A 22614-nucleotide genomic window follows, 5' to 3' on the forward strand; every position below is an offset into this window, starting at 1 on the left:
CTTGTATTCCCGGCCGACATTTATCACTACGGATACGTTGTAAACCTTGATGCACCAGTATTCTATTATTTTCATCTAATGGCACTACATCAGCAACAGTGCCCAGTGCCACTATATCAAGAAAATCAGCTAAATTAGGGACAGGTAAACCTTGCTGTGCAAACCATCCATTGGATTTCAACTCTGCTCGCAACGCAAGCATTAGATAAAAAGCGACACCTACACCCGCTAAATTTTTAGACAAAAATCCACAACCTGGCTGATTTGGATTTACAATAGCGTCAGCGATAGGTAATGATTCAGCGGCTAAGTGATGATCGGTAACAATAACGGTTATACCCAAAGACTTAGCCTTTTCAACACCAGCAAAACAAGCGATACCATTATCGACCGTCATGATAACTTCTGCTTGTTGTTGAGCGGCTACTTCAACTATCTCCGGACTTAAACCATAACCAAAGTCAAAACGATTTGGCACTAAGTAATCATGGTTCGTCGAACCCATCAAGCTTAATGACATCATACTTAGCGCGGTGCTCGTAGCACCATCGGCGTCAAAGTCACCCACTATTATAATTTTTTTGTTGGTCGCTATAGCTTCAGACAACAAACTAACTGCTTTTTCAACACCTTGTAATTGATTGAAATGTAGCAGTGCTTTTGCGCTACGATTCAGTTGCGCGGCATCCTCGATACCTCTATCAGCATATATTTGTTTTAATCTTGGATGCAACGGATCAGGGAGATGTTGGGTATCTTTTTTGAGTCTGCGACTAATTTGCACTTAAATATTTATCCATTGGAAATATGAAAACAAAAAAGCCTGCAACAACACAGGCTTAAAAACATGTCGGTCATGCTAATTACAGAATGGCTTTCAGTGCTTCTTCGAGTTGCTTGGGCGGTTGATAACCAGGGATAACTGAACCATTGGGCATAATAATGTTAGGTGTACCGTTCACCCCAATTCTCTGCCCAAAAGCATATTGCTCTGCAACTTTGGTTTCACAATTTTTGTTAGCCACTGTGCCACCCGCTTTGGCGTTATTCATTGCTTCTTGCTTATCATCAGCACACCAAACAGAAACCATATCAGTGAATGAATTGCTATTGATACCACCACGAGGGAAGGCAAGATAACGCACTGTAATACCTAGGGCATTATATTGGTCCATTTCGTTATGCAACTTGCGGCAATAGCCGCAAGTAATATCGGTAAATATGTTAACCACGTATTTTTCTTTATCTGCTTTATATTCGATAAATGCGTCTTTAAACTCTTTCAAACCACCTAAACGCACACTCCCAAGAGCCTCTTCGGTGACATTGCGCATACCATCTTCAATATTGTATATACGTGCTTGTAATAAATATTTTCCATCCTCACTGGTATAAAACAACCCTTTTTCTGTCATCACTTGCAACAAGCCAGAAACTGGCGCATCACCAATCGAGCTGACCTGCATACCTAATGAGGCTTGCAGCTTGGCTTTTACTTGGCCATAATTTGGAGCATCATCTGCTGCAAAAGTATTAAGGCTGACAGCACTGACCAATCCAGATAGTGCCAAACCAATTTTTGTCCAATTTTTCATAATTTGTCCAACTGATTGCTATATTGATAAGACCCTATTTGGGTCAAATAATTTCAAATGTATTTATGTAGTTTAACGGAATACGCTGTTCAAACCAAACAGTTCGGTAAATCTGTATGTAACTACTTGTTTTTGACTTTCTAATGCTAGAGGCAGTTTTTTTATTCTTTTTTCAAGTCCACCTTGCAACGGATAATTTTAAGAATTCATCAGCTTTGACCTGACTAATGCGCTGCAACCCTTGATCAATTGAGTGTGATACAGCCACATTGGATACCTTATCTTTAATCAAGTAGAGATTGTCTCTAGAGAATTCTGAATTGGCGTGTGATGTTCGACTTAGTAATGATTTATATAGTTGTGCAAGGTCTACGTCAGTTTGTTTTTTAGCCATGTCAAAGCTTTTCTAGGGCTTAAATAGCTCATTGTCTGCAATATTTTATCCACTTTTGCTTGAAGTGACATTTCATTAGGGGGGTTATATATTAATCAGCCGCTCGGGCAGGTTTTTTTAGTAACCAACTCATTAATAAATTTTCACGACGGTCTGGTTGGTATCGACTGTCTAACGTGTCTAGTCATGCAGTGGCGTCTTGTGGGTCTGCTCTGCTCGACTCCAAGCCAATAAAGCAGATTGAGTCACTCTGTGCTCATTCACAATTTGAACGCTATTCGTTAAAATTCGACAGTTACTTGAATGAGATAATGTATTAGCAATACTCTTCATCACAATAGTCAGTTAAGTTAAACGATAATTCTCCCAACTGATTGATGACACTGTTTAATTTTTCCTCGGCCACCCCACTAAAATTGAAACTAATCTCATTTCTGTAGCAAGGTCACTTAGATTTGCATGGTTTTTCCTAAAGCAGTTGTAAGACTCTTATGAGTTTTATTCGACCCACTTAACGAGTTTGACTATTATAGCCTCTAACCTTTTTTTTCAATTACATGTATTAGACAGTATAAAATCCATTCTTTTATTAGGATTTATTTCAGTATAACGAGCTAAAAATATCATGATATAAGTATTATTTTTGCACTACTTAAATCGCCTAATAGATGCAAAACCTCAAGGCGCTCGTCCTGTCATACCCTTGATGGAATGTTATGCCTTAGTATTCCTGAAAATTTATACTGAACTTGTTTCCAGACAACTCTGTTACTAATGCGACTATTTCTTCAAGGGATTTATCGGGAGGGTATACAAATACATAGTGGATAGGTGTAGTGATAGCAATTAGTTTTTCTTTAGCCCGTATACCACCATTAAATAGTGACAGTCTGTTGTTTTGAGTCTGAAAAATCTGTTACAAAACTACCACTCAATTGAAAATTTAAAGTGTGTTTCAAGAAAAAGTACCTGTTACTGATCTCTGTCGACATGCTCCAACCACTTATTTCACACATTTACTCCTTTAAAATACATGTTGGATAAACATCACACACGAATATTCCCACCTACTTTTTAAACATTATCCTCGTGGATGGTGCTCTGCCACCAGTTTTTGTAATCGTTCAGTCGCCACGTGAGTATAAATTTGTGTGGAAGATAAATCGCTATGTCCCAACAACATTTGTACAACACGCAAATCAGCTCCATTATTGAGCAAATGAGTTGCAAATGCATGGCGTAAGGTGTGTGGTGATAAGTCTGATTGAATATTTGCAATCTGGCTGTAGAGCTTAATACGGTGCCAAAATGTTTGGCGGGTCATGAGCACTCCACGTTTGCTGGGAAAAATGACGTCACTTTCTGATTTAAGTAACGCAGTTCTCCCTTGCTTTAAGAAAGTAGACACCCAGTCAACTGCGTCCTCACCTAACGGCACCAGTCGCTCTTTATTGCCTTTACCAGTGACTCTTACCACGCCTTGCTGAAGACTTAATTGGTCTAGCCGTAAGCTAACTAACTCAGTAACTCGCAAGCCTGTGGCATACAGCACTTCTAACATGGCTTTATCACGAAGTTGAATAGGATCGTCAGTTTTAGGTGCATTTAATAATTCAATGACTTGTGACTCAGTCAACGTTTTAGGCAGCAATTGAGGAAGTTTTGGATTTTGTAGCAGGCTGACAGGGTCATCGCTGCGAATTTTTTGCCGAAGCATATATTGACACAGGCTACGAAGACTGCTTAAAAATCGGGATGTACTTCGTCCGGACAACCCACTGTCATAACGATTCGCTAGATATTGATTTAACACATCCTGATTAAAATCAATCAATTGTAATGACTGATCGAGCTCATTTTGTTGTTCGAGAAAAAGTGCAAATTTAGTTAAATCAGATCGGTAAGCACTAAGAGTATTTTCACTTAACCCCTTTTCTAGCCACATCGCTTCAATAAAATTTTCTAGTTGGTTAGAATCGGCGTTATTTAGAGGCATAAAAGTCACTGTTCATTAGTATTGAGGACTCGTTTGTTCGAGCAGTAAGGGACTAGACTTGTGCATCACTATCTTCTCCACATTGCCAACAAATTTCAAAACTAGCACCATTGGGTTCATGACAATGCTTACAGACCCAAGGATATGAGTCGACAGCTTGATTTTCAAAGTCTCTTATAAGTTGATGAGCTACAGGCAACCATTCAAGATCGCTGATCCAGACTTCAGGCAACACATCCATGGGGGATAGTTCACCCATGGCACCTATGGCGAATTCATTTTTTACAAAACAAGGAATACCCTTTTTATCAAACAGTTGTTTAATTTGAAATACCATAAAACGGTCGTGATGAGTGTAAACTTTATTCAAGAATGTCCTTAAAGATTGTAATTAGTCCATATCGATAGAAACATTGGTTAATGAACCAAGTTGGTTACCATCACTAGAGTCTAACTTAATCATCAAACGTAAATCATTAGGTGAGTCGGCATGATGGATAGCATGCTCTAAGGTAATTCTTCCTGCTTTATAAAGATCGTACAGGGCCATATCAAAACTCTGCATACCTATTTCTTTGCCTTTCTTCATAGCTTCTTTCAAGCCACCAATTTCGTTACGCTGTATTAGGTCGCAAACTAACGGTGAATTAAGCAGTATTTCGATAGCTGCCACCCGGCCTTTTCCATCTGGTGTAGGCACTAATTGCTGAGCAACAATGGCTCGCATATTCAAACTTAAATCAAAACGTAATTTTTCATGTTGATCTGGTGGTGCCAAATGCATAATTCGCTCAATGGCCTGATTAGCATTATTAGCGTGCAATGTCGCCACACATAAATGACCAGTATCAGCAAAAGCCATCGCATATTCCATGGTTTCCATCGAGCGTATTTCACCAATCATGATCACATCAGGTGCTTGGCGTAATGAACTTTTTAATGCGTCATCAAAAGACTTAGTGTCGATACCCACTTCTCGCTGGGTCACTACACAATTTGCATGTTCATGCACAAATTCTATTGGGTCTTCGATAGTTAAAATATGTCCCTTCGAATGTTGATTTCTATGTCCTATCAATGCCGCTAATGAGGTCGATTTACCTGTACCGGTTGCACCTACAAATAATAACAATCCGCGTTTAGACATAATCACGTCTTTTAATACTTCAGGTAAACCTAGTTCTGATACTTGCGGAATTTGTGTGACTATTAGCCTAACCACCATGCCAGCCATATCTCGTTGCCAAAAGGCGCTGCAACGAAAGCGACCTATTTCATCCCGAGCAATAGCAAAATTGCATTCCTTAGTTTGTTCAAACTCGTCTTTTTGTTTATTGCTCATGGCGTCATGTACTAAAGTTAGCGCCTCATCCTCGGTTAAGTTACTGCCACCTAAGGAAGTCATTTGACCATTTACTTTCGCACTCACTGGAAAACCAACGGTGACAAACAAATCTGAGGCGCCTAAACTTTGCATTTCTTCTAAGTAAGGTGTGAGTTCCATAATCAATTCCCAAAGCTTGAAATTGGTTTTTTATCAATGGATTTTGCTGCTGCATCTTGGGCCGAAATAATCCCTTGTGCGACTAACCGCTGTAAACACTGATCCATGGTTTGCATACCATGTGATTGGCCAGTTTGAATAACCGAATACATTTGTGGCACTTTATCTTCGCGGATCAAATTTCGAATAGCGGGTGTACCCAGCATAATCTCATGTGCCGCTACCCTCCCGCCGCCATTTTTCTTCAACAAAGTTTGTGAAATAACCGCTCGCAAAGACTCAGACAACATAGAACGTATCATAGATTTTTCTGCTGCAGGGAACACATCAATTAATCTATCAATTGTCTTAGGTGCAGAGTTGGTATGTAGTGTCCCAAACACTAAATGACCCGTTTCAGCAGCTGATATGGCTAAACGAATCGTTTCTAAGTCTCGTAATTCACCCACCAAGATAATATCAGGGTCTTCACGTAACGCTGAGCGTAGCGCATTGTTAAAGCTGTGAGTATCGCGATGTACTTCACGTTGATTAAGCAGACAAAGTTTATTTTCATGTACAAATTCGATGGGATCTTCGATGGTTAAAATATGTTCACGTTTTGTTGAATTAATATGATCAATCATCGCTGCTAAAGTGGTACTTTTACCCGACCCCGTAGCTCCAGTCACAAGTATAATACCAGCTGGTTGATTGATAATATTTTTAAATATTTGTGGTGCGCCTAAGTCATCTAAGCTTAGGATTTCGTTAGGGATAGTTCTTAATACCGCTGCCGCACCGCGGTTTTGAACAAAAGCATTGACCCTGAAGCGTGACAAATCTTTTACTTCGAAGGAGAAGTCAGTTTCAAGATTTTCTTCATATTCTTTACGTTGCTTATCGTTCATAATTTCAAAAATCAAAGCATGCACTTCTTTATGATTCAGAGTGGGTACGTTCAGTTTCCGCATTTCACCGTCAACACGTATGATCGGAGGCAAACCTGCAGAAAGGTGTAAATCAGAAGCTTTATTTTTAACACTAAAGGCCAAAAGTTCGGTAATATCCAATCAATATTCTCCGTGTAACATGTTGCAATATGAAAACCATAGCAGAACAACTCAAAAGCGTACAAATAACCGTCGAGCAATCTACCTTAGATGCACATCGTCCTTTAAATGCGGTAAAATTACTAGCGGTGAGTAAGACCAAACCGGTATCTGATATTGTTCAAGCGTATGAAGCTGGACAACTTTTATTTGGCGAAAACTACGTGCAAGAGGGCGTAGAGAAAATACAAATGTTAAAATCATATGATAATATTGAATGGCATTTCATCGGGCCATTGCAATCAAATAAAACACGTTTGGTAGCTGAAAATTTTGATTGGGTGCAAGCAATTGACAGGCTCAAAATAGCCCAAAGGCTGAATGATCAAGTTACACCAAAAAAAATATTAAACGTATGTATTCAAGTGAATATCGATGATGATCAAAATAAAGCAGGTATAAGTGCTAACGAACTGGATGACTTTGCCAAGGCCATTTCCGAGCTACCTAACCTGAGATTACGTGGACTGATGACTATTCCTAAAGCCAATCAGTCTCAGGCAGAACAAACCACCAGCTTTGCCAATATGGCAATGTTGTTTGAAGAGCTAAAGAAGCAATATTTATCCGTTGACACATTATCAATGGGCATGTCAGGGGATATGCAAAATGCCATTAATAATGGTAGTAATATGGTCAGAGTAGGGTCAGCTATTTTTGGCTCGCGTAAGTAACGAAATAGCAACGAAAGGACAACCATGCAACACAGAAAAATAGCTTTTATTGGCGCAGGTAACATGACAAGAAGCATCATCAGTGGCTTAGTTAGCAATGCTTACCCAGCACACTTGATAACGGCAAGTAATCCGTCAATAGGAAAACTAAACGCACTCCAAGCAGATTTTGCTATTAATGTGACTCAAGATAATAAAAACGCTGTAGATATATCTGATGTCATTGTACTGGCAGTAAAGCCTCAACTAATGCAGCAGGTATGCGCCAAACTCGCAGAAGAACAGAACCTAGATGGCAAAATCTTTGTATCGATTGCAGCCGGTATTCCCACGACACGACTTCAGCAAATGCTTGGTGGAGCGTTTCCTATTATTCGAACGATGCCCAATACACCTAGCACTCTGGGCAAAGGTATGACGGGTCTGTTTGCGGATATAAACATCAACAAAATTGATAAGCAATATGCTGCTGACTTGATGAATCAAGTGGGTGAAATAGCATGGGTTGAAAAAGAGTCGATGATAGATGGAGTCATTGCAGCAGCAGGAAGCAGCCCAGCTTACTTTTACTTATTTTTAGAAGCGATGCAAAAAGAAGCAGAACTTCAGGGGTTTGATCATGCCACTGCTCGATTAATGGTTCAGCAAGCAATGTTAGGTGCCGCTGAAATGGTTTGTCACAACCCACACCTTGAAATAAGCGAGCTACGCACCCAAGTCACTTCTAAAGCCGGAACAACTGCCAAGGCCATCGAATCGTTTCAGCTACAAGGCTTAGATCAGGTTGTAGCCAAAGCCATGCAAGCAGCGGTCAAACGCGCTGAAGAAATGGCTCAACAATTCTAGATAAGCCTTTTTATGCTCACCAAACGCTTTTTTAGACACTTTATACAGATACCGAGGAAACCCAGAATATGAGTTCAGTTCAGTTTTTAATTGATTTTGTTTTTAACCTTTATCTAATGATAGTGTTATTACGCTTGTGGTTACAATTTGCCAGAGCCGATTTTTACAATCCATTTAGTCAATTTATTGTTAAAGCTACCCAACCAATTGTGGCGCCACTACGCAGAGTGTTGCCATCAATAGGTCGCTTGGATACCGCAACCTTAGTCTTAGCGTTATTGGTAGCTGGATTAAAAATATTCACTCTCAATACGGTGTTGGGCGGAAGCGATCTCAGTATTTTATCTTTAGTGGTGGTGTCATTAGTTATCGTCATAAAAGAAATACTGACTCTGGTCATGTATGTGCTTATTTTACGTGCCATCATGAGCTGGATTAGCCAGGGAAGAAGTCCTATGGAATTAGTGCTAGGTCAACTAACTGAACCAATGCTAGCACCTATTCGTAAAAGATTACCTGACATGGGCGGACTCGACTTATCGGTAATGGTAGTGATTGTTCTGATACTGTTTATTCAAAAACTATTAGGTGATTTGTTTGGAATTTTTTAATTTAAAAACTGTTTACTCTTATTCTTTAGGCCTTTCGTTAGCGTTAGGGCTGATGTTTTCTTATCAAGTTAACGCAGAACAAAAGCAAGAATTGGGTAGTTGGGACGTTCACTATATCGCATTGACTACTACGTTTTTGACACCTGAAGTGGCTAAACAATACGGCATAGTGCGTAGTAAATTTAATGCGCTAATCAATATTTCAGTACTAGATAGACAAGATAAATCCGCACAGTCTGTAATTTTAACAGGCGAGGCTAAAAATCTAATTGGAGTCATTAAAAAGTTAAATTTTAAGCAAGTAACAGAAGGGAAATCAATCTACTATTTAGCTGTCTTACCTTTCAGTGATCAAGAGCAGTACCGTATATCAGTCAGTATTAATGATGGAGTAGAGCAAAAAAATCTAAAATTTCAGCATAAATTTTACGCTGATTAGAGCAAAGTTTTATATTTTCAAGAGCAGTAATTTAGAAATTACTGCATACCTTTTTCTTATTGCAGTTAGATTATTGGTAGATTAATATACGACTATACTGAAAGTATTTAAGTGGATCCTAGATACATGGTTATTATCAACTCCTCTGCCAAGTCTTCGATAAGTGCCAGCCGAAGACAAGCTCTGAAATCTATCAGCAAAGCAGTAGTGGGTGTAACCGCAATTACCCAAGCGCCATATGTTTTTGCCAAACAACGCACTCAACTCAGAGTGTTGGGCACACACGTTACTTTACAAGAGAAATTACGCCAAAAAGCAATGGAAGACCTAGATATCGATCTGATATTCGAGTCTTATGGAAGCGCCGCTGTATTACAAAAAGCGTTAATGAAACCTCAATCGTTTGACCTTTATGAGCAATGGTCAAACAGTATCAGACCTCTTTGGGCAAGTGGCTCAATCCAGCCCATTGATAAAAAAAGACTCCAATATTGGGACGAAATAAATCCATTATCTAAAACTGGAAAAATCAGTCCGCAAGCAAGGTTTGGTGCTGGGGATGCTCCTTATAAAATTTTACATATTCAACCCGATGGCCAATTAGGTACTGAACATACCGACCAAATAAGCTTTCTGCCATATGTACACAATGTTGATTCGTTTGGTTATAACACCAATGTGATTAAAAAAGGCGAAGCATATAACACCGAAAGTTGGGGCTGGTTGCTTGACCCTAAATATTCTGGAAAAGTAGGTATTGTCAATGCCCCTACTATTGGATTGTTTGACTTAGCTTTAGCAACCCAAGCTCAGGGAATGGCTACGTTTAACGACATTGGTAATTTAACTAAAACAGAATTAGATATACTTTTTAAGGTACTTATCGACTTGAAACGTGACAATCACTTCAGTGGTTTTTGGAATTCAGTACCTGAATCAGTGGATTTTATGCGGTCAGGCAGAGTTGTAATAGAAAGCATGTTTTCCCCCGCAGTATCAGCTCTAAACGGGCAAAAAATTCCAGTTACATTTGCCGCACCAAAAGAAGGTTATCGTGGGTGGCATGGTGTGATGTGCTTGTCCTCCGCTTCTCAAGGCAGAAGTAAAGACGCATCTTACGATTATATGAATTGGTGGTTATCTGGCTGGCCAGGTGCGTTTATAGCAAGGCAGGGCTATTATATTTCAAACCCCGAACGTTCTAGCTCATACTTAAGCCAAGCAGAGTGGGATTATTGGTACCAAGGTAAAAAAGCCACCCAGGCACTTAAAGGAACAGATGACAATATTTCAGTGCTCCAAGGCGAAATTCGTACTGGAGGAAGTTATGAACAACGCTTTAACAATGTTGCCGTTTGGAATACTGTTATGCCTACCTATGACTACAGCATACAAAAATGGTATGAGTTTATTAGTTCTTAAGAACAATAAGGAGATAAGGTGTTTAGGACAATAAAAGCTCAGATTTTACTCGTTTTAACCATTTTAGTACTGCTGTTGTTATCCCAAGTTTTTTTGTCTAGAAACATGCAATCAACCTTTGTTGACAGTCTTGATTTGACGCAGCAAGCCGTAGTTAAAGTGGGCATAGTGCGTGAGCTTGAACGCGACGTTATCGATTTACAGCGTAATGTGCTTATTTATAAAGAATCTGCAAGCAACTCTGCAATTAGTAGATTCGATTTGTTGATGGATAAAAACAACAGCAATTTATTACGTTTAGAACAACTTACCTCACAAGAGGCAGATAGTGAGGTGTACTTAGATTATATTAGACGCATGCGTAACCACCTGAATGACTATAATGACAATTTTAATAGTGTGGTAGTGGGCAGAACGAAGAGACAAGTTCTTTACAACGAAGGGTTACTAAATGAACTGGAAACGTTGTTTGCTAATATCACTCTTCGTTCAGTGCAAAATTCACTGGAAAAAGCTAAATACCATATAGCAAGAGCAGAAAACTTACTGCTGCTATACTTACAAACTCCAGAACAACAACTTGTTAGACCATTTCAACAACAACTGTCGTTGGCTAAAGCACAAATTAGCCAACAACTGGTATCTGATAAAAACTTTCAAACAGCCATTAATAAACTTGACAAGGTGGAGCAAGATTTTTTACAACTTACTCAGATAACCAGAGGTTATTTATTTTTGGTCAATGTAGTCATGGCAGGTTCAGCAAACGAATTTTTATTTTTGGCTAGAGAACTAAATAGGTTGGTTACCGAAAAGTTTGTGAACACTAATATTGCTGTCAAAAAAACCCTCGAAAATACGCGTATTAGCAGTAATTTATTCTCTGTGGTTGGCATTATTTTAACCGCCATTACAGCGCTTTTTTTAGCTTATAGAATAATGTTGCCTATAAACACTATCACCAATGTTTTTCAACGATTAGCTAAGGGAAAAAATGTTGACAGCATTCCTAACCTTAAGCGTAAAGATGAAATAGGACTATTAGCGCAAGCAGCAGACGTTTTTCATGAAAAAAATAAACAAACTACTACCTTTCTTGAGCAATCGCGATTACTCAATGCCAAACAAGAAGCGTTAAACAATCAATTAACTATTTCCAAGCTAAAAGTTGAGCAAGCCACTGCGTCTAAAAGTATGTTTTTGGCTAATATGAGCCATGAAATTCGCACTCCAATGAATGGGATCATTGGTATGTTAGAGATCTTATCACATTCAGAATTAAATCCATCACAACGAGAACAACTCACCAAAGCAGCTTATTCAGGTCAAATATTGATGAACTTAATTAATGACATTCTTGACTTCTCAAAAATTGAAGCCGGTAAGTTAGATATAGAAAGCATCGAGTTTTCAGTAGAGTCATTATTCGACAATATTTTGGCTAACATTGCCAATCGCGCGCTAGAAAAAAATCTCAATGTGAAATTTAATGTCAATCCGAACTTACCCGCTCAATTAATCGGTGACCCATTAAGGATAGGCCAAATATTGCTTAACCTATGTATCAACGCCGTCAAGTTTACTCGCAATGGGCAAGTCTACATCAATATAGATTTTCAACTTCATGAAGGAACACAATTACTGACCTTGTACATTGAAGTTATCGACACAGGTATTGGCATGAGCTCAGACCAAGTAAGTAGTGTATTTGACTCATTTACTCAAGCTGATGGTTCTACTAGCAGAAACTTTGGTGGCAGCGGATTAGGACTGTCCATAGTGACACAGTTAGTTGAGATGATGGATGGTAATGTGTCAGTGAAGTCTGAGGAGAATAAAGGTAGTACGTTTAAAGTCGATGTTATTTTAACAACCACAAACAATGACATGGAAATAATGACCGCTATACCGACACCTGACGGAAAGTTATACTATTTTAGTGAGGGTCCCAAAGGATTATTGAGTACTCTATATATCGAAAAAGCGGGATTAGATTATCACCACCTACCACTGAATCAACTGTCTGCAGCTTTTAAAGATATAACAAATAATGACGCTGTTTTACTAGATATCGAAAGTCAGGTGGTATTTAGCACCCATCATGAATTGATTGACAAATTAATCAACCACTGTCTAAAAGTGGGATTTATCACCAATTCACAACCGAGCAACTTATCAAATCAGCTAACATCTATATGGCCGGTAGAATGTTTATCCCACCCATTTACACCACAAAAGGCTTTTAGCTTTTTACAACAGTTGTTTGAGAGCGAAGTAAAATATTCATCAGAGCATGAGAGCTTCAACCTCGAACATGAAATAACTCACTATGAAGGCCATATATTATTAGTTGAAGACAACAACATTAATCAAGTGGTAGCGGGCGAAATGCTTAAACTACTAGGTGCCACTTTTGATATCGCAGAAGACGGTCAACAAGCTGTTGCCAAAATAGTCAATTCACCTCGATACGATCTAGTGTTGATGGATATACAAATGCCGATCATGGATGGCTATGCAGCAACACACGAAATTAGGCAACGTGGACATAATAAGCTGATTATTTGTGGATTATCTGCTAACGCCATGCAGCAGGATTATAAAAAAGCCAAAGAAGCAGGAATGGACGACTACATAGTCAAACCCCTTAAGCACAAAGCTTTAGAAGATTTAATTGCAAAATATCTCCCTAAAAAAAATAGACCACGACAAAAACACTTCTAAGTGTTTTTAGTTGGTGGCTTATTTGCAGCATAGACAAGCACTACATGGCTACTATTATCGTTATCCAACAGCATCAAAGTTCAATCATTCGTCGCCGCTTTGTCGACATAAGAGGACCTGCAAGTGGGAATAGTGTATGGACATCAATTAGTTGTGTTGCGGAAAGACTCGCTGTTGTTGGAATAACTTTGACGAGTCGTTATAGATGAGACGAATATCCAAGAAACTGAAACACTTCGGTTATCCTGAAAGCCCTCAAGTAGCGCTTTAAGACTCTTAATTTGCAAAGTGCAACCGAATGCGTGTTTGTTAACTATAGAGCAGCTCGGCAGAATAAGGACTGCCATCACAATTACCTAAATCCATAGTAATTTATTTCCTCCCAATGATGTCATTGAGTAAACCTTTTTTTTAGACAAATCAAATTCAGGCCTTGAATTAACTTCTTTATAAGCTTTTTTATGGGCTTTTTTTATGAGCTTTTTTTATGAGCTTTTTAAATTCAGTTCAATTTTGATGGTAGGATCATTAGTCAGCAATTCAATTACTGATGGCATCGTTAATTTTGTCCGTTTTAAGATTCTCACTATCAAAAGTAGGCTATTTACGTGCCTCTTTTGCCTAATTGTCAGATAAAAAATTTATGAGATACCTTGGGCAGTCATTGTTGCCATAAGCTCAACGTTATTTCAATTACCCCAGTCTTGTAAATCTAAAGCATGGGAAACAAGTATTATTTTCGATTTATATCTCATCGTTCTCGCATTGAGCACTGTAAAAATCCCGTAATAAGATCCAAAAAGTACTGTAACGCATCACGAGACGTGGCTTTAATAAAGAACACGGTCAGCATCCCTGCTTGGAGCTGTAGATTGCCTGCTTCATTTAAAGCGTCGAGCGAAACTCGAACATGCACTACTTAATAAGATATATTAGTGGCCTTGTCTTTAAGCTGTTCAGTCGAAATGTAGGTAGTATTACCCTTTACTGCCGGGGTGATGCGCTAAAGAAAAGGGGTAAGCCGAAAGTCGGCAAATGAGTGTTCGTACATAAGGTTGATATCCTTAGATTTTATTCGTGCTTTTACTAATAAGTCGAGAACGTCTGGGACTATATCTAGAATAGACTCACGCCGGGTTATCACGCCTTCCTCAGATGTAATTTTAGGATCAACAACTTTGCCTGAAATAGGTGCCGTAATTCGTTGCCGCTTCACTGCGTATTGTTTCGGTCGCAAGCGCTCTCGCAACTCAGTGGCTGCCTGCTGCGCACAGGTGCCTCGCAGACCTTAGACGCGCAGTTTAAACTAGCCCACGCCATATCCAACGAACGCCTAAAATTCTACCAGTGAGTTCAGCCAGTCTCTTTAGGTGCAGGCTCCGCCTAACTAAACAGTGCGCCGAGGACAGTAAATTTGAATAAAGATCTCCAGGGACTAGTGTATGACTAGTGTGACAATAATGACAAATCGTCAAATTAAAGACATAAAAAAACCTGCTATTAGCAGGTTATTTTATCTTTCTAATATTAATAATCAAAAAGATGGTACCAGTGAGCGGACTCGAACCGCTACTCCCGAAGAAACCAGATTTTGAATCTAGCGTGTCTACCAATTCCACCACACTGGCTTTGTCATTCTTGAAGTTTGATTAATCAATCTTCAAGAGGTGGGCATTATAGCCATAGAGTCTTTGCTTGCAAGAATTTTTTTAGTCTTTACAACAGTTTGCCGACTTTTTAATCGACATACTATTGTAAAGACTAATTTTCGACCCTAGTCGGAGAATTGCCTAATCATAGAGTTAAGAGTTTCTTTAGCATCACCGAAGATCATTCGAGTATTAGGTTTAAAGAATAACGGATTATCTACACCGGCAAAACCTGATGCCATGCCACGTTTTAACACAAAAACGTTTTTAGCTAAATCAGCGTTAATAACAGGCATACCATAAATAGGACTGCCTTTCATTTCTCGTGCTGCGGGGTTCACCACGTCGTTAGCACCAATTACCATAGCAACATCAAAATTGTGAATACGCTTATTAATTTCATCCATTTCAAATAATTGCTCATAAGAAACATCAGCTTCTGCCAACAACACATTCATATGCCCCGGCATGCGTCCAGCTACTGGATGAATTGCATAGGCTACTTCGGCACCATTCCCTTCTAATAATTGCTGCAGTTCCTTCATAGCATGTTGTGCTTGAGCGACTGCCATGCCGTAGCCTGGAATAACAACAACAGACTGTGCCGCTTCCAATACATAGTAAGCATCTTCTGCAGATAGAGGTTTTACCTCACCTTCTATTACCATATCGTTTTTTACAGCAGCCTTAAAACCACTGAACAAAACGTTACTTAACGAACGGTTCATGGCCTTACACATAATCTGGGTTAATATTATCCCACTTGCGCCAACCAAAGAACCTGCCACTATCAGAATATTATTTTGAAGAGCAAAACCGGCGGCACATGCTGCAAGACCTGAATAACTATTAAGCAATGAAATAACCACCGGCATATCGGCGCCACCTATTGGCAATACCAACATCACACCTAACAGTAATGCTAAACCTATACTGGCGTATAATACAGTTGTCACACCTGGCGATAATTCTGGCTGAGCGACGAACATATAACCAGCGAAAACAATAGCAGCTACTAACAACAAGTTGAAAATCGCTTGCCCACTAAACGTTATCGACCTACCTGATATGCGCTCACTGAGTTTTGCCCAAGCAATCAAGCTGCCTGAGAAAGTTACACCGCCAATCAATAGAGCTAAAAAGGTGACTATCAAAACAAAATGAGATAATTGACTATTTGCTTCTATGGTTGACCATGCAACAAATAAGCTGGCTAAGCCACCAATACCATTTAACAAAGATACCAACTCAGGCATTGCAGTCATCGCTATTAGACGAGCAGCAAATATTCCTACTATGCTGCCTGCAATCATGGCAATAGCGATAAGTTCGAAGTTAACAATTTGTTTATCAAATAAGGTGACAACTATTGCTAATAACATCGCTATGGAAGATAAAGCGTTACCTTTTCGTGCTGAGGACGGATGCCCTAATAATTTTAGGCCTAAAATAAATAGGGCCGCAGCGAGAACATATGTAAAGTTAATCACTAAATCTGTGATTGAAGTTACGTTGTTTGAAATTACATCTATCATTTGAGCACCTACTGCTTTTTCTTAAACATCGCAAGCATGCGATCTGTAACTAAATAACCACCTACTACATTTATGGTGGCTAAAAACACCGCAAACGCACCAATATAAGCAGCATATTCTCCCATACCCTCTCCACCAGCTAATGCAAGCGCACCCACCACTGTAATGCCCGATATTGCATTTGCCCCAGACATCAGAGGTGTATGTAAGGTTGCAGGTACTTTTTGAATGAGCTCAAATCCTACAAATACCGATAAAATTAAGATAAAAAGTAAATAAACACCTTCCATTATGTTTTCTCTCCTGGGATTGTCTGATCTGGGTTAGATGCATAAAAAGTCTTAATCATACTATTTGCTACCAGCCCTTGGTGGGTAATGATACAGCCAGATTGTATTTCGTCCTCAACATCAACAACAAATTTATTATCTTCAAGCGACCAAAATTCACTAACTAAGCTTTGTACGTTGTTGGCATACATTTGTGTGGCATGTTTGGCAACACCATTCGCCCAATTACCTGTACCAATGATGCTCACGCCTGATTGAATTACAATCTCAGATACAACCGAACCTTGCACATTGCCACCACTTTCAGCCGCCATATCAACAATTACGCTACCTGGTTTCATCGTAGCAATCGTTTGAGCATCAATTAACATAGGAGGTTTACGACCAAATAACTGCGCAGTAGTGATCACTATGTCAGAGTCCGCAATACATTTTGCTTGCTCACGTTGCTGGATTTGCGTTTGTTCTGGGGTGAGAGCCTGCGCATAACCTTGACCCGTTTCGCCTGTTTTACCTAGGTCAATATCCAAAAATTTAGCACCCAAAGATTGCACTTGTTCTGCCACCACACTTCGGGTGTCAAAAGCAGTAACGCTTGCACCTAATCGTTTGGCAGTAGCAATAGCTTGAAGGCCTGCAACACCTGCCCCAATAACGAAGACTTTGGTGGGTTTTAGTGTTCCAGCTGGGGTCATCATCATGGGCAAAACGTTATCAAGCTGATTCGCAGCTTGCATGACCATCACATAACCAGCCAAACTAGCCTGTGAACTTAAGGCATCCATTTTTTGACAGCGGCTAATACGTGGGATCATCTCCATACTTATACTAGTGACCTTCTTTTCACACAAACTGGTGATAAACGGCTTCTCATTAAATGGGTCTAAATAACTCACGGTAATGGTATTGGGTTTTAAGTGACTTAGGTCATCGGTGCTTAACTTGTGTAAACTTGGCACAATGTCAGCACTGGCTAAAAGTTCTGCACGATTTGACACAACTTCTGCCCCAGCCGTCACGTATTCCTCATCACTCACGTGCAGATGTTTACCTATACCAGACTGAACATGCACAGTAGCACCTAATAATCCGTATGCTTTAACGTTGACAGGCAATATCGCACAGCGTTTTTCATGTGGTTTTAGCTCAGCAGGGAACCCAAGTATCGTCATAAAAATCTCTTAAGTTTATATCGTTTGATAAATATGACTTATTTGATAATGGAATGTAAATTCATATTAATTATATTGAATATGAAATTGGATGAACTGTTTGTGAACAAATAAAAAAGAGATACGTATTGGTTCGCATATTTATCTGTTTTACTGATAAAATTTACCTTTATCTTTATCTTTTAGGGCATATTGTGAAACCTACACACAAAAAAAATTCTCGCGCTGGTTTCATTCGAAGATTAGCCGCCATGATATACGACATATTAGTCGCCGTTGCTGTTGGCATGTGCGCAGCAATGGTCATGTTATTGACAATGCTGTTGCTGGTAGAAAATAATGTGCTGAATGATCAAGGTTATGAACATTTTAGCGATCTAATACAGCATTCTCTCAGCTATCAAATTATTTTACAGGTCTGGGTAGCACTATGGGTGTTGGGATTTTTCCTCTGGTTTTGGCGTAATGGCGGTCAAACTATAGGCATGAGAGCTTGGCGACTGCGTTTATTTAGTACTAATGACCAACCATTTGGTTATAGACGTGCGTTCTTGCGCCTGATATTTTCGTTTGGAGGAATAGGCACATTATTGGTGTTAATTGACTACAAATCTAAACAATCATTGCAAGACAGAATAGCGAATACCGAAATCTTAACGCTAAGCAAAGAAGATAACCATCACGCTGCATGGAAAGGGCTGCAAGATTAGCCCTTAGCCATCTTTCTTGCCTGTAATCGTATCTCTACCCTTTTCGTTGTAATAAAAACATAGAAAAAACAAGAAAAACAAAACTAGGTAAAGCGGCTCCCAGGAATGGGGGGAGATGAAAAACTAAACTAAAAGCACCAAATATTTCGTTACTGACAAAAAAACCAAACCCAGTTAACACCCCTAATATAACCCTTGCACCCATAGTAACGCTGCGCAGTGGTCCAAAAACAAATGAAAGTGCCATTAATAGCATGACTCCGACGGACAAAGGTTGCAGCACTTTACGCCAAAGAGCTAGCTCGTAACGACTAGGATCTAGGCTATTATTATTACGATAGTTAACATACTCGACTAACCCACGGATCGACAGAGCTTCGGGTTTAACTGTCACAACTCCTAGTTTGTCTGGTGTTAGTGTTGACTGCCACACACCTTTATCAACCTGTTCATAACGGATGCTTAGATCCCCAATAAATGTGTATTTGACTTGCTCTAATTGCCAACCATTTTCAACATAATTTGCTTGTAGGGCGCTGGTAATTTGTCTTAGCACTAAATTTTTATCAAACTTATACACGTTAACTTTGCGTAAGGTTTTAGTATCGACCACTTCACCGATGCTAACAAAGTTATCGCCGTCTTTTGCCCACGTTATTTTGTTCGAAGCAAATAAACTACCACCAGAAATCGCCTGAGTACGTATATCCTTCGCTTTTGTTTCTGTGATGGGAGCAACCCATTCACCTATCGACATAACAAATAGCACCATTAACAAAGCTGATTTCATGGCAGAAGTGATAATATTCCAACGACTTTGTCCCGCAGCCTGCATCACTACTAATTCACTGTTGCTCGCCAATATTCCCATACCCACCAACCCACCTATTAAGGTAGCCATAGGAAAAAATTGTTCTAGCTCCCTAGGTAAGCTCAGCAAAACATATATAGCGGCAACCGTCATGTCATAACTACCACGCCCTACCTGCTTCATTTGTTCAATAAATTTAATTAAAGCGCTTAAACCGACTAGAACACTTAGACTCAACGCAGTTGTCGTCAACAATGTCTTAGCTATGTATATGTCTAATATTTTAAACATGGACATCCCCTTTTAATCGAGCACGCAGCTTGACACCAAAAGGTCTACCTCTGAGCAATAATACGATACCAATGCATAATAGCACCGCATGCACCCACCATAATCCTAGTTGCGGAGGTATATTTCCATCTTCCAATGCCTTCCGACCCGCCATTAACAAAATAAAATAACCAAGATATAACATCAACGCAGGAAACATTTTCCCAAATCGACCTTGCCGGGGATCAGCGGCACTGAGGGGCACCGCAATCAGCACTAAAAACGGCAATGACAAAGGAATGGCAATACGCCAATGAAATTCTGCTAACGCATCTAATGATGAGTCAGCGATCAAGTCGGAGGTTGGATATGCACTTAATTTTCTACGTTTTTTTTCGGCTTGCTGCTCGGCAATTTGAATTTGATACTCTTCGAACTCAACAACACGATAATCTTGTCTTCCCACTTCTCCCTGGTATTGTTTGCCTTGATTAAGTATCAGTTTTTGCGCACCATTTGGCTGTTCTTGAACCCCACCACTGTTGGCATAGACAATTCGCACATCTTCTGAATCGGAGTCACTGTCTCTTTGTGCTAAAAAAACCTTCCTTAATGGGTTCTGGCTATTATCGATTTCATGAACAAATATCACAGCTTGTTGATTGGCAGTTTGTTGGAAACGTCCAGGGTTTAAACTTTTCAGACCACTTTGAGCACCGACTTTATCTTCTAACTGATAGGTATTTTCGATAGACAGTGGCGTTAACCACAACGTTAATACTGCGGTTAAAATGGACATAAATAAGGCTAAGATCATCATAACACGGGTGATGTACCATTCACTGATACCGCATGCCTGCATGACAGTCATTTCACTATCAACATATAAACGACCGTGTGCCAACATAATCCCTAAAAAGAGGCTGAGTGGCAAAACAAGTGATGCCAAAACTGGCGTATGCAAAGCCAAAAAACCTAAAACTAAACCAGCAGGTATTTCACCTTCCGATGCATCAGCCAATACCCTGACGAATCTCTGTGCGATAAAAATAGCCATCAACAACATAAAAATTGCTATTTGAGACTTTAAGGTTTCTTTCATTAAATAACGGAAAATCAGCACAACACATCCAAGGGAAAAAGTAGTATTTAAGTGGTACTATGAGAAATTTTAAGTAAACTTAACATTTTCACAAGTTTAATTTACAAATTGTGCGAATTTAAAGCACTCAGCCAAGATCTTATTTACAGATTATGTCCGGCTAATGTTAATCTTACAGTACTATAGTTGCATTACCCAATATCACCTTTCGATTATTGATTAAAAGAGTGAATGGTTGCAGTTTTATTCATCATAAGACGAGGGTTCAAAGTGGAATTTAGCGTAAAAAGTGGCAGTCCAGAAAAACAACGTAGTGCTTGTATTGTTGTAGGTGTCTTCGAGCCTAGGCGTCTAACATCAGTCGCCGAGCAGCTCGATATTATAAGTGAAGGTTATATTAGTAATTTACTTAGGAGAGGTGATTTAGAGGGTCAGGCCGGTCAAATGTTGCTGCTTCACCACGTGCCTAACATATTAAGTGAGCGAGTATTGTTAGTAGGTTGCGGCAAAGAACGCGAACTTGACGAGCGCCAATATAAACAAATCATTTCAAAAACCGTTAAAAAACTTAATGAAACGGGATCAATGGAGGCTGTCAGTTTCTTAACTGAGTTACATGTCAAAGGTCGCGATACCTATTGGAAAGTTCGCCAGGCAGTAGAAGCGACACAAGATACGCTGTACACCTTTTTACAACTTAAAACGAAAAAAGACGGATTACGTCGACCGCTTCGAAAAATTGTATTTAATGTATCAACGCGCCGTGAGCTATCTATTGGTGAACGAGCACTTGAGCATGGTTTAGCAGTGGCACAGGGCTCTAAAACAGCCAAAGATGTCGCTAATATGCCACCCAATATTTGTAATCCCAAATATTTACTTGAACAAGCAGAAATTTTAGCCGCCATTTATGATAATTTGCATGTCTCCTCAGTCAATGAGAAACAGATGGTCGACTTAGAGATGCACTCCTATTTGGCAGTGGGCCGTGGTTCAGTGAATGAATCTATTATGACCATCATGGAGCACAAAGGTGGCCCATCAGGCCAAGCACCAATAGTGCTAGTAGGTAAGGGGTTAACTTTTGACTCTGGTGGTATTTCTCTCAAAGCTGGTGAAGGCATGGATGAGATGAAGTACGACATGGGTGGTGCAGCCGGGGTATTAGGCGCAATGCATACTATCAGTGCGCTCAACCTACCGATTAATATTGTAGGCATTCTAGCCGGTTGTGAAAACATGCCCGATGCCAATGCATACCGACCTGGTGATATTCTGACCACTATGTCTGGCCAAACGGTTGAAGTGCTTAATACGGATGCCGAAGGCCGTTTAGTATTGTGTGATGCATTAACTTATGTGGAACGTTTTGATCCGGAGTTGGTAGTAGATGTTGCTACATTGACAGGTGCCTGTGTAGTCGCACTGGGCAAACATGCCAGTGCAGTATTTAGTAATCACAATCCCCTAGCCCATGAGCTTATCAACGCTTCAGAACAAAGCGGTGATAAGGCTTGGCGTTTACCTTTATGGGATGAATATCAAGACCAAATCGAAAGTCCTTTTGCTGATATGAGTAATCTTGGTGGTCGTGGTGCAGGCGCCATTACCGCAGCATGTTTTTTATCTCGTTTTACACGCAAGTATAACTGGGCACATATGGATATTGCTGGCACGGCTTGGGTTGGTGGTAAAAACAAAGGATCAACAGGTCGTCCTGTGCCGATGTTATCTCAGTTCTTAATTAACCGGGCTGGTATCGAAACGGAAGACTAACCG

At 39.7% G+C, this 22614-nt stretch carries 21 protein-coding genes and 1 tRNA gene; 8 read left to right on the plus strand and 14 right to left on the minus strand.

Features of this window, described 5'->3' with window-relative positions; genetic code table 11:
* From QZ562_RS06065 to QZ562_RS06095, 7 genes are all read right to left on the minus strand, one after another.
* A partial coding sequence (locus QZ562_RS06065) for a DHH family phosphoesterase (protein WP_293758199.1) occupies nucleotides 1-778 on the minus strand: 778 nt, incomplete at its 3' end.
* 85 nt (nucleotides 779-863) lie between these two features.
* Complete coding sequence (gene dsbC / locus QZ562_RS06070) at nucleotides 864-1595, minus strand: bifunctional protein-disulfide isomerase/oxidoreductase DsbC (protein ID WP_293758118.1); 732 nt, start codon at nucleotides 1593-1595, stop codon at nucleotides 864-866.
* Nucleotides 1596-1767: 172 nt separating this feature from the next.
* On the minus strand, nucleotides 1768-1989 hold the full coding sequence (locus tag QZ562_RS06075; RefSeq protein WP_293758120.1) for a hypothetical protein: 222 nt from the start codon (nucleotides 1987-1989) through the stop codon (nucleotides 1768-1770).
* 1081 nt (nucleotides 1990-3070) lie between these two features.
* Nucleotides 3071-3985 (minus strand): site-specific tyrosine recombinase XerD, encoded by a 915-nt coding sequence (xerD, locus tag QZ562_RS06080; RefSeq protein ID WP_293758123.1) that lies wholly within the window; start codon nucleotides 3983-3985, stop codon nucleotides 3071-3073.
* A gap of 52 nt (nucleotides 3986-4037) precedes the next feature.
* The gene (locus QZ562_RS06085; protein ID WP_293758126.1) at nucleotides 4038-4355 is read right to left on the minus strand and encodes a DUF2007 domain-containing protein; all 318 of its coding nucleotides are present in this window, start codon (nucleotides 4353-4355) and stop codon (nucleotides 4038-4040) included.
* A 21-nt stretch (nucleotides 4356-4376) separates the two neighbouring features.
* Nucleotides 4377-5489 carry a PilT/PilU family type 4a pilus ATPase gene (locus tag QZ562_RS06090; RefSeq protein ID WP_293758138.1) on the minus strand — a complete coding sequence of 371 codons (1113 nt, stop codon included), beginning with the start codon at nucleotides 5487-5489 and terminating at the stop codon, nucleotides 4377-4379.
* A gap of 2 nt (nucleotides 5490-5491) precedes the next feature.
* Complete coding sequence (locus tag QZ562_RS06095; RefSeq protein ID WP_293758141.1) at nucleotides 5492-6541, minus strand: type IV pilus twitching motility protein PilT; 1050 nt, start codon at nucleotides 6539-6541, stop codon at nucleotides 5492-5494.
* 29 nt (nucleotides 6542-6570) lie between these two features.
* Here QZ562_RS06095 and QZ562_RS06100 point away from each other — a divergent pair, with 29 nt between their 5' ends.
* The 6 genes from QZ562_RS06100 to QZ562_RS06125 all read left to right on the plus strand — a co-directional run bounded on the left by QZ562_RS06100 (nucleotide 6571) and on the right by QZ562_RS06125 (nucleotide 13296).
* Entirely contained in the window at nucleotides 6571-7254 is a 684-nt protein-coding gene (locus QZ562_RS06100; protein WP_293758144.1) for a YggS family pyridoxal phosphate-dependent enzyme, read from the plus strand.
* 24 nt (nucleotides 7255-7278) lie between these two features.
* On the plus strand, nucleotides 7279-8100 hold the full coding sequence (gene proC / locus QZ562_RS06105; protein WP_293758147.1) for a pyrroline-5-carboxylate reductase: 822 nt from the start codon (nucleotides 7279-7281) through the stop codon (nucleotides 8098-8100).
* A 68-nt stretch (nucleotides 8101-8168) separates the two neighbouring features.
* Nucleotides 8169-8711 (plus strand): YggT family protein, encoded by a 543-nt coding sequence (locus QZ562_RS06110; RefSeq protein ID WP_293758150.1) that lies wholly within the window; start codon nucleotides 8169-8171, stop codon nucleotides 8709-8711.
* A gap of 52 nt (nucleotides 8712-8763) precedes the next feature.
* Nucleotides 8764-9150, plus strand: coding sequence for a DUF4426 domain-containing protein (locus tag QZ562_RS06115; RefSeq protein WP_293758204.1), 387 nt, complete (start codon nucleotides 8764-8766; stop codon nucleotides 9148-9150).
* Between the two features lie 126 nt (nucleotides 9151-9276).
* Entirely contained in the window at nucleotides 9277-10572 is a 1296-nt protein-coding gene (locus QZ562_RS06120; RefSeq protein WP_293758211.1) for an extracellular solute-binding protein, read from the plus strand.
* An 18-nt stretch (nucleotides 10573-10590) separates the two neighbouring features.
* Nucleotides 10591-13296: an ATP-binding protein gene (locus QZ562_RS06125; RefSeq protein ID WP_293758152.1), complete on the plus strand. Its 2706-nt coding sequence runs from the start codon at nucleotides 10591-10593 to the stop codon at nucleotides 13294-13296.
* A 1003-nt stretch (nucleotides 13297-14299) separates the two neighbouring features.
* On the opposite strand, the gene QZ562_RS06130 is transcribed toward QZ562_RS06125, so the two are convergent.
* The 5 genes from QZ562_RS06130 to QZ562_RS06150 all read right to left on the minus strand — a co-directional run bounded on the left by QZ562_RS06130 (nucleotide 14300) and on the right by QZ562_RS06150 (nucleotide 17942).
* Complete coding sequence (locus tag QZ562_RS06130) at nucleotides 14300-14533, minus strand: HlyD family efflux transporter periplasmic adaptor subunit (protein ID WP_293758154.1); 234 nt, start codon at nucleotides 14531-14533, stop codon at nucleotides 14300-14302.
* Nucleotides 14534-14839: 306 nt separating this feature from the next.
* Nucleotides 14840-14924: transfer RNA gene (locus QZ562_RS06135), tRNA-Leu, on the minus strand.
* Nucleotides 14925-15070: 146 nt separating this feature from the next.
* Nucleotides 15071-16480, minus strand: coding sequence for an NAD(P)(+) transhydrogenase (Re/Si-specific) subunit beta (locus QZ562_RS06140; RefSeq protein ID WP_293758156.1), 1410 nt, complete (start codon nucleotides 16478-16480; stop codon nucleotides 15071-15073).
* Between the two features lie 8 nt (nucleotides 16481-16488).
* Nucleotides 16489-16770 (minus strand): NAD(P) transhydrogenase subunit alpha, encoded by a 282-nt coding sequence (locus QZ562_RS06145; RefSeq protein ID WP_293758159.1) that lies wholly within the window; start codon nucleotides 16768-16770, stop codon nucleotides 16489-16491.
* Complete coding sequence (locus QZ562_RS06150; protein ID WP_293758162.1) at nucleotides 16770-17942, minus strand: NAD(P) transhydrogenase subunit alpha; 1173 nt, start codon at nucleotides 17940-17942, stop codon at nucleotides 16770-16772. The genes QZ562_RS06145 and QZ562_RS06150 overlap by 1 nt, the downstream gene beginning before the upstream one ends.
* Nucleotides 17943-18136: 194 nt before the next feature.
* On the opposite strand from QZ562_RS06150, the gene QZ562_RS06155 reads away from it, so the two are divergent.
* Nucleotides 18137-18652 (plus strand): RDD family protein, encoded by a 516-nt coding sequence (locus tag QZ562_RS06155; RefSeq protein WP_293758165.1) that lies wholly within the window; start codon nucleotides 18137-18139, stop codon nucleotides 18650-18652.
* A gap of 34 nt (nucleotides 18653-18686) precedes the next feature.
* Here the strand turns inward: QZ562_RS06155 and lptG are convergent, their stop codons facing one another.
* Nucleotides 18687-19754, minus strand: coding sequence for an LPS export ABC transporter permease LptG (lptG, locus tag QZ562_RS06160; protein ID WP_293758172.1), 1068 nt, complete (start codon nucleotides 19752-19754; stop codon nucleotides 18687-18689).
* Nucleotides 19747-20856 carry an LPS export ABC transporter permease LptF gene (lptF, locus tag QZ562_RS06165; RefSeq protein WP_293758179.1) on the minus strand — a complete coding sequence of 370 codons (1110 nt, stop codon included), beginning with the start codon at nucleotides 20854-20856 and terminating at the stop codon, nucleotides 19747-19749. The genes lptG and lptF overlap by 8 nt, the downstream gene beginning before the upstream one ends.
* A 249-nt stretch (nucleotides 20857-21105) precedes the next feature.
* Here lptF and pepA point away from each other — a divergent pair, with 249 nt between their 5' ends.
* Nucleotides 21106-22611: a leucyl aminopeptidase gene (gene pepA / locus QZ562_RS06170; protein ID WP_293758181.1), complete on the plus strand. Its 1506-nt coding sequence runs from the start codon at nucleotides 21106-21108 to the stop codon at nucleotides 22609-22611.
* Nucleotides 22612-22614: the final 3 nt, after the last annotated feature.

This window comes from uncultured Paraglaciecola sp. (assembly GCF_913058035.1).
GTDB lineage: Bacteria > Pseudomonadota > Gammaproteobacteria > Enterobacterales > Alteromonadaceae > Paraglaciecola.